Source organism: Rhizomicrobium sp., from assembly GCF_056722145.1.
The window spans coordinates 1-7,005 of record NZ_JBWZET010000219.1; the positions used below are offsets into that span (position 1 = coordinate 1).

General features: G+C 65.1%; 8 protein-coding genes and 1 pseudogene. 2 read left to right on the forward strand and 7 right to left on the reverse strand.

The window, feature by feature from the left end; all coding sequences use genetic code 11:
* A partial coding sequence (locus AC1P6P_RS11920; protein ID WP_481402660.1) for a sensor histidine kinase occupies nt 1-352 on the forward strand: 352 nt, incomplete at its 5' end.
* The gene (locus AC1P6P_RS11925) at nt 349-1,038 is read left to right on the forward strand and encodes a response regulator (protein WP_481402661.1); all 690 of its coding nucleotides are present in this window, start codon (nt 349-351) and stop codon (nt 1,036-1,038) included. The genes AC1P6P_RS11920 and AC1P6P_RS11925, both read left to right, overlap by 4 nt.
* Here AC1P6P_RS11925 and AC1P6P_RS11930 read toward each other — a convergent pair.
* The 7 genes and pseudogenes from AC1P6P_RS11930 to porA all read right to left on the reverse strand — a co-directional run.
* Nucleotides 1,014-2,414 (reverse strand): sodium:solute symporter family protein, encoded by a 1,401-nt coding sequence (locus AC1P6P_RS11930; protein ID WP_481402662.1) that lies wholly within the window; start codon nt 2,412-2,414, stop codon nt 1,014-1,016. The two genes, AC1P6P_RS11925 and AC1P6P_RS11930, sit on opposite strands and share 25 nt — an antisense overlap.
* Before the next feature lie 67 nt (nt 2,415-2,481).
* Nucleotides 2,482-3,597: an SGNH/GDSL hydrolase family protein gene (locus tag AC1P6P_RS11935; RefSeq protein ID WP_481402663.1), complete on the reverse strand. Its 1,116-nt coding sequence runs from the start codon at nt 3,595-3,597 to the stop codon at nt 2,482-2,484.
* A gap of 102 nt (nt 3,598-3,699) precedes the next feature.
* A complete protein-coding gene (locus tag AC1P6P_RS11940) occupies nt 3,700-3,864 on the reverse strand; it encodes a hypothetical protein (protein WP_481402664.1) in 165 nt (54 codons plus the stop codon).
* 119 nt (nt 3,865-3,983) lie between these two features.
* The gene (locus tag AC1P6P_RS11945) at nt 3,984-4,643 is read right to left on the reverse strand and encodes an energy transducer TonB (protein WP_481402665.1); all 660 of its coding nucleotides are present in this window, start codon (nt 4,641-4,643) and stop codon (nt 3,984-3,986) included.
* A gap of 58 nt (nt 4,644-4,701) precedes the next feature.
* Nucleotides 4,702-5,256, reverse strand: coding sequence for a helix-turn-helix domain-containing protein (locus tag AC1P6P_RS11950; RefSeq protein ID WP_481402666.1), 555 nt, complete (start codon nt 5,254-5,256; stop codon nt 4,702-4,704).
* A 3-nt stretch (nt 5,257-5,259) separates the two neighbouring features.
* Nucleotides 5,260-6,186, reverse strand: a complete 927-nt coding sequence (locus tag AC1P6P_RS11955; protein ID WP_481402667.1) for a thiamine pyrophosphate-dependent enzyme — start codon at nt 6,184-6,186, stop codon at nt 5,260-5,262.
* Nucleotides 6,186-7,005: pseudogene (porA, locus tag AC1P6P_RS11960) on the reverse strand (pyruvate ferredoxin oxidoreductase); the annotation flags it as partial. The pseudogene porA and the gene AC1P6P_RS11955, both read right to left, overlap by 1 nt.

The following is a 7,005-nucleotide window of genomic DNA, read 5'->3' on the forward strand; positions in this document are numbered from 1 at the left end:
GGTGAGGCTCGATCCGGTGCTGTTCGAACAGGTGCTGTTCAACCTGCTCGACAACGCCGGCAAATACACGCCGGAGAATTCGCCGGTGATGCTCGCCGCCCGCCGCGACACCAATGCCATCCGTATCGAAATCGCCGACCAAGGTCCCGGAATTCCGCCGGAAGACCTCGAACGCATCTTCGACAAATTCTATCGCGTGTTGGCGGCCGACCGCAAACGCGCCTCCACCGGCCTCGGGCTTGCGATCGCCCGCGGTTTCGTGGAAGCCATGGGCGGCACGCTGACCGCCGGAAATCGCAAAGACCGCAGCGGCGCGGTCTTCACCATCACCCTTCCCATCGAGGCGTCATGAACCCTTTGCGCATCCTTGTGGTCGACGACGAACCGGCGATCCGGCGTTTCCTCCACACCTCGCTCGGCTCGCAGGGCTACACCGTCGTCGATGCCGAGGACGGCAATGCGGCGCTTGCCCAGCTGGCGCTCAATCCGGCGCCCGATGTCCTGGTGCTCGACCTCGGCCTGCCCGGCATGGACGGCTTCGAGATCATCCGCCGCGTCCGCGAGGCCGGATCGACGGTGCCGATCGTGGTCCTGTCGGTGCGCACCGATGAAGCGGGCAAGGTCAGGGCCCTCGATCTTGGTGCTGACGATTACGTCACCAAGCCGTTCGGCATCGAAGAGCTGCTCGCCCGCATTCGCACCGCGCTGCGCCATCGCTTGCAGCAGGAAGGCGAACGCCCCGTGTTCAAGGTCGCCGAACTGACCGTCGATCTGGTGCGCCGCGTCGTGACCGCCACCGGGGCCGAGGTCAAGCTGACGCCCAAGGAGTACGACATCCTGCGCCTGCTGGTGGCGCATGCCGGCAAGGTGCTGACGCACAAATTCATCCTGTCCGAGGTGTGGGGCACCGAAACCGACGTACAGTATTTGCGCATCTACATCCGCACCCTGCGCCAGAAGATCGAAACCGACCCCGAGCAGCCGAAGCTGATCCTGACCGAACAAGGCGTCGGCTATCGGCTCAAGGCGCCGGACTGACGCGTTGCCGAGAACAGAATGCCGGCGCCGACGAGGGCCGCGCTGATCGCCAGCCCGATGAACAGCGGCGGCAGCGCCAGATGGAAGACGAACCGTCCGCATACCGCGCCCAGCGTTGCGGCGGCCATCGACGCCGCCGCCCAGCGCCCACCAAGATGCCGCGGCCAGAATACGGCGAGCGCCATCGGCAGGAACACGCCGGCACCGCGCAGCGCCATCGACAAATAATTCCATGCCAGCACTTCGGAGCCGGCGTTGGCGAGCGCGATGGCGAAGGCGAGCCCGGTCACCGCCAGCACCGCGAAGCGGTTGAGCCACAATAGCGCCCGGCCGTCGCGCCAGCCGAGCAGGCCACGGCCGAAATCGCCGGCGATCATGGTGCCGATGCCGAGCGCCAGTCCGGCGATTGATCCGACCACGGAGAACAGGATGCCGGCCAGCCCGATGCCACCGATCAGCGGCGGCACTTCGCTGATGAGCCAAGCCGGCAGTGCATAAATCGCCGCCATCTGCGGGTGCGCCGCGTGCATCGCCATGCCGATCGCCACGCACGGCAGGCCCACCGGAATGCACAGCATCGCCGCCACCAGGGTGCCGCGCGCCGCGGTGGCGGAATCGCGGCCGGCGAAGATCGCCTGGATATAGGTCTGGGTGCAGATCATGCCGACAAGGAGCGCGATGACATCGGCGGCGGTCTCGGAAACGCCTCGCGCGAACGGATTGAACCACGGCGACAAGGGAAACGCCGCCGAAAAATCCGGCAACCGCGCCAGCGCCACCACCGCGGTGATGCCGGCCACCAGCAGTGCCAATCCGATCGCCCCCATTTTCAACAGCCCCGCCAATCCGGCGCCCTTGAGGCCGCCGAAGAAAACGGTCCCGAGCACCAGCACAGCAATGATCGCCCCCGCCTGCCAGGGCTCGAGCGCGAACACGACGCCGATCAGGGCGATGCCGGAAATCGCGCTCGCCACGGCGCTGAACAGGATGCCAAGCGATGAGGCCGCGCTGGCGATCAAACCGGCTGCTTGGCCGTAGTGGCGCGTCAGATATTGCGGCAGGGTTTCGAGACCCGAGGCGCGCAGCGGCCGCGCATAGAACAGCGCCATCACCACCAGCGCCAGCCCAACGCCGAGCGTGAACCACCACGCCGTCAGGCCGCAGGAAAACGCGAGTTGCGCAGTGCCGATGGTGGAAGAGCCCGCCACGCTGGTGCCGGCAATCGTACCGGCGACCATGCTGGTGCCCGCCCGCCGCCCGGAAAGCGAAAAGCCTTCCGCCGAGCCGACCGCCCGCGCCGCGTGTAGGGCCAGCGCCACGAACGCCGCCAGCGTCGCGAACAGCCCGATCAGGTGGCCGGAAGATAAAGTGAACACGCCAAGCTCCCGGCGCGGGCGATACACCCGGCCGGCGGCGCATTGAAAGCCTCAGCGTTGCCGCGCTTTATTGGGCCGCAGCCGGCGCGAATTGCGGCAAGTGCGAAATCCGCTCGATCACCAGATTCGACAGCACTGCCTCATCCTTGAGCGAGGGGTGATAATGGCAGGCCATCCAGTCGAGGCCGTTGAACACAACGGTTTCAAGATCGCCGATACCTTCGCTTTGCGCCAGCGCCGCCGCCGCTTTCATGTTCTCGGCGGTTTCGCCGTTATTGTTGTCGGGCGCCATCAGGATGATGTGGGCGCCGGGATATTTGGCGCGCAGCGATTTGATGAAGTCGGCGTAGGTGCGCACGTAATCGGCGTGCAACTCGTCGCGCGTCTTCCACTTTTCGCCCGCATTGAGCTGGGTGGAGAAATCATTGGTGCCGAGACCGACCACGACCACGTCGGGCGTCCAGCCGTCGTCGCTCGCGGCCACCGAATGGTCGAACAGCGAGAACTTGTAGAGATAGGGCAGCGTGTCGCCCACCGCCAATCCGTTGTAGTTGCGTACCATGCCGCGGCCGGAATAGGCGTTGATGCGATAGGCGGCACCGAAATGCTTGGCGACGGTCGGCCCCCAGGCGAGCGACGTATCGGTGGTGTCGCGCACGTCGTCGCTGGTGCAGACCTGGCCGCGGCTGATGTTGCCGTAGCCGACGGTGTAGGAATCGCCGATGAATTCGATCCGCCGCGCATAAGAGGGCGCCGGCAGCGCGTTGGACGACGACGGCACGAAAAAACCTTCAAAGCTGCCGGTGGTCGCCTGGGTCTCGCTTGATTTTTCCAGCCGCACAACGTGGCGGCCAGGGCCGAGGTCCTTCAACGAAACGGTCGTCTTGCCCGGCCGCGTCAACGTCAGCTTGTGAACGCCGTCGACCACGACATAGAGGTTGTTCTGGTCATCGTTGACCTTGAGGTCGACGGCATCCCCGGTGAAGGCGGCTTCGAAATAAACGCCCGGCCATTGATAGGTGTAGCTGACGCGGTCCGGCGCAGAAGCGAACCAGCCGCCGTCGCCGCTTGCCAAATGCTTGACGACACGCCCGCCAATGAAGGTGTCGAGCGCCACGCCATCGGCCAAGGCCGGCACGGTGAAGGCGGCCGCGGCGAGAAAAAAGGACAGCGCACGTCGCATGGAAAACCCCGGTATCAAGCCAGAGTTCTTATACGACAGCGCTTTCCCTGGTGCAGGACTGAAAAATGCCGCGGGGCCGCCGAAACGACCCCGCAGCCACCGTCATTCGCTTTCGCGCTTCTTCTGGTCGCGATTGCCTTCATTCGAGCGTTGGGACGAACCACCCGACGATTGACCGGACGACTGGCCGGACCCGTGCTGCGAGCCCTTGCCCTGGTTCTTCTGGTCCTTGCCGGTATGCTTGCCCTGCTGGTTGTTGTCAGCCATACGTTTCTCCTCTGTGTGGCCCGAAATAACGAGCCGCGCACCGGGAGTGTTCCGCCTGCGGACGATGTTTGAAACTGGCCGCCGCCTGCATGCCGGATCGGAGACCAACGGTAACCTTATCAGCCGTGAGGCGATGGAGGCGTCACGACCCGCTGCCGCGACCGTTCAAAGCGGGCGATCCCCGACCAGTTGAACGACAACAACGCCGTCGTCCCCGGCCGACCTGCCCCCGCCAGCGCCGGCGAGCGGTTGGCACATGTTTCCACAACCCGGGTCAGGGCCTCACTGGCAGTGGACAGTTCGATTTTCACGATCGGCTTGCCTGTACGTGGGAAAATCACGCGAATGTCCGTGGTTTCTTGGACATCAGGTGAGGGATCGATTGTGCCCGCCGCCAACACGCAGTCATGAATATCGCGTTTCAGCGGCTCGCGCGCCCGCTTGGAGGCCATCGCCGTCGGGACATCGCCCATCATCAACACGGTCCGCCACGGCGTCGCGACGGCCACACCGTCTTTGACGACCGGGCGATATTCCCAATCGCGGGCGCATTCCATGGCCCGCGCGTCCATCTCGGGATAGCCACTGGTATCGAGCACGCGAACGTCCGTCACCGTGCCTTGCGCGGTGATGGTGAAAGCGAGCGTCACCTCGCCGCCGATCCCTTGCGCATTCCATTCGGCGGGCCCGGTACATGTGTGCGGCTTGGTGGGTCCGGCGCCGCCATACGCGCTCGCAGCACAGATCGCCGCAGCAACAAGTGCGATAGCCGTCTTCATGGTGATGCCCCCCTCACGCGGCATGAGCATAGCCGTGGCAGAGGGCAAAAAACAGCCGTTAAGAACTCACCACCGCCAGCATGCGCGACACCGTGGTGCCGAGGCCGTGGAAGGCGTGCGGCCGCGCGGCGTCGTGGTAGACGCTGTCGCCCGGTTCGAGAATGAAACAGCGCCCGTCATAGGTGAATTCGATCAGGCCCGACAGGACGTAGCAGAATTCCTGGCCGTCATGGGTGATCGGCACCGGCTTCGGCGCGCCGGGATCGAAGGCAAGCAGGAACGGCTCCATGCGATGGCCTTCGGTGCCGGGGCGCGTCAGCGACTGATAGGCATAGCTCTGTTCGGTATCGCCCTGGTCGCCCGCGAAGGCTTCGCCGGCACGGCAGATGGTGAGCTGCTCCGACACCGTGGCGCCGCCGAGGAGGAGCCCCTCGGTCTTGGAGCCGAGCACGCGGCTGAGCTGGATCACCGCGCCGATCGCCGGCACCGCAGAGCCGTCCTCATAGGCCCTCAGCCGCTCGGGATCGATGCCCGCCAGCTGCGCCACCTGTTCGAGGCTCATATCCTGCGCCTCGCGCAGCGCCTTGATGCGTTGACCGACGTATTTGCGCATGGATCATCCCTCCCGCCGCGCCGGGACGATGCGGCCCGTGAGCGACCTTAAGTTCTGCCAATAGCGATCGATGGCGGGGCGCAAGTCCGCCGCCGACAGGCCCGACTTCTGGAAGCGGCGTTGCAGCGACAGGTACATGTTCAACGCCTCGTCGGAGAAATCCGGTTCGATGTTCACCACATGCCGCTTGCCGTCGAAAATCTCGTAGACGGGCCACAAGCCGGAGCGCACCGCGAGCCGCACCAGTTCAAGGCCCAGCGCCGGTTCCGACTTCCAACCGGTCGGACACGGCGACAGCACATGCAGGAAGCGGAACCCCTTCTCGGCGATAGCATAGGTGAATTTGCGGTGCGTGTCTTCCACATGGGCGAGGCTGACCGAGGCGGCATAGGGCACCCGGTGCGCCGCCATCACCGCCAGAATGTCCTTCTTCTGCTCGACCTTGCCTTCCAGGGTGTTGGAGGTCACCGCCCCTTGCGGCGTCGCCGAGGAGCGCTGGCCGCCGGTATTGCCGTAAATTTCGTTGTCGTAGCAGATGAACAGGATGTCTTCGTTGCGCTCGGCCGCCGCCGACAGGCAGGCAAAGCCGATGTCGAAGGTGCCGCCGTCGCCCGCCAGCACGATGATGCGGGTGGGTTCGTCGTTGAGCCGCGCCACCGCCGCCATGCCCGACGCCGCCGCGCAGGCTGAGGCGAAGGTCGTCATCAACGTCGGCACGCCGAACGTCGCTTGCGGGAAGGTGCCGCCGGCCACGGCGCCGCAACAGGCCGGGATCACCATCTGCACCGGCTGGTGGCCGACGGCGCGGCGCAGCATCTGCAGCGTGATCGACATGCCGCAACCGCCGCAATTGGTATTGCCTTGGCGGAAAATCGGTTCGGCGCGATCACGCTCGCTCTGGCAAAGACCGCCGAGGATGGGCTCGTTCATCACACCGCCTCCATCAGCATCGGCGCGCCGGTTTCGCAGCGGGCTTCGATATCCGCCACCATCTTGACGATATGCTCGGGACGGATGTCGCCGCCACCCATGCCGGCAAGATAATCCTGCATCACTGCGCCGGGATCGGCGAAGGCGCGGGTGTCGCTCCACAACACGCCACCGACCCCAAGCCCGATATTCCGATCGATCACCGCGATGCGCTTCTTGCCGGCATAGATCGCACGGATCGCGTCCACCAGCAGCGGCCGAAACATGCGGACGCGCAAGGAGCCGATTTTTTTGCCCTGGGCGCGAAGCGCATCGACCACGCGTTCCGCCGTGGTCGGAATGGTGCCCATCGAGACGATCACCGTCTCGGCGTCGTCACAACGGTACGGCACCAGGACATCGGGCGGACGGCGGCCGAAAATGGTCTCGAATTCATTCTGGATTTCGGCATAGACGGCCGGCGCGCCCAGCATCGCCTGGTGGTGCTGCAGCCGGTGCACTTCGGTCTGATGCGGCACCTCGATCTGGCCGAGGGTGTGGGGAACCTGCGCCAGGCGATGGGGAACATCCGTAGAGGGAAGAAAATCGTCGACCATGCCCTGCTCCGGCACCTCGATCTGCGCCGTGCGATGCGACAGGATGAAACCCTCCATGCACACCATCACCGGCATCATCACGCGCGGATCTTCGGCCAGGCGGAAGGCGGCGAGAACGGTGTCAAACACTTCCTGGTTATCGGCGCAGAAAAACTGGATGATACCGGCATCGCGCAACACCAACGCATCGCCGTGATCGGCCCAGATGTTCCACGGCGGCCCC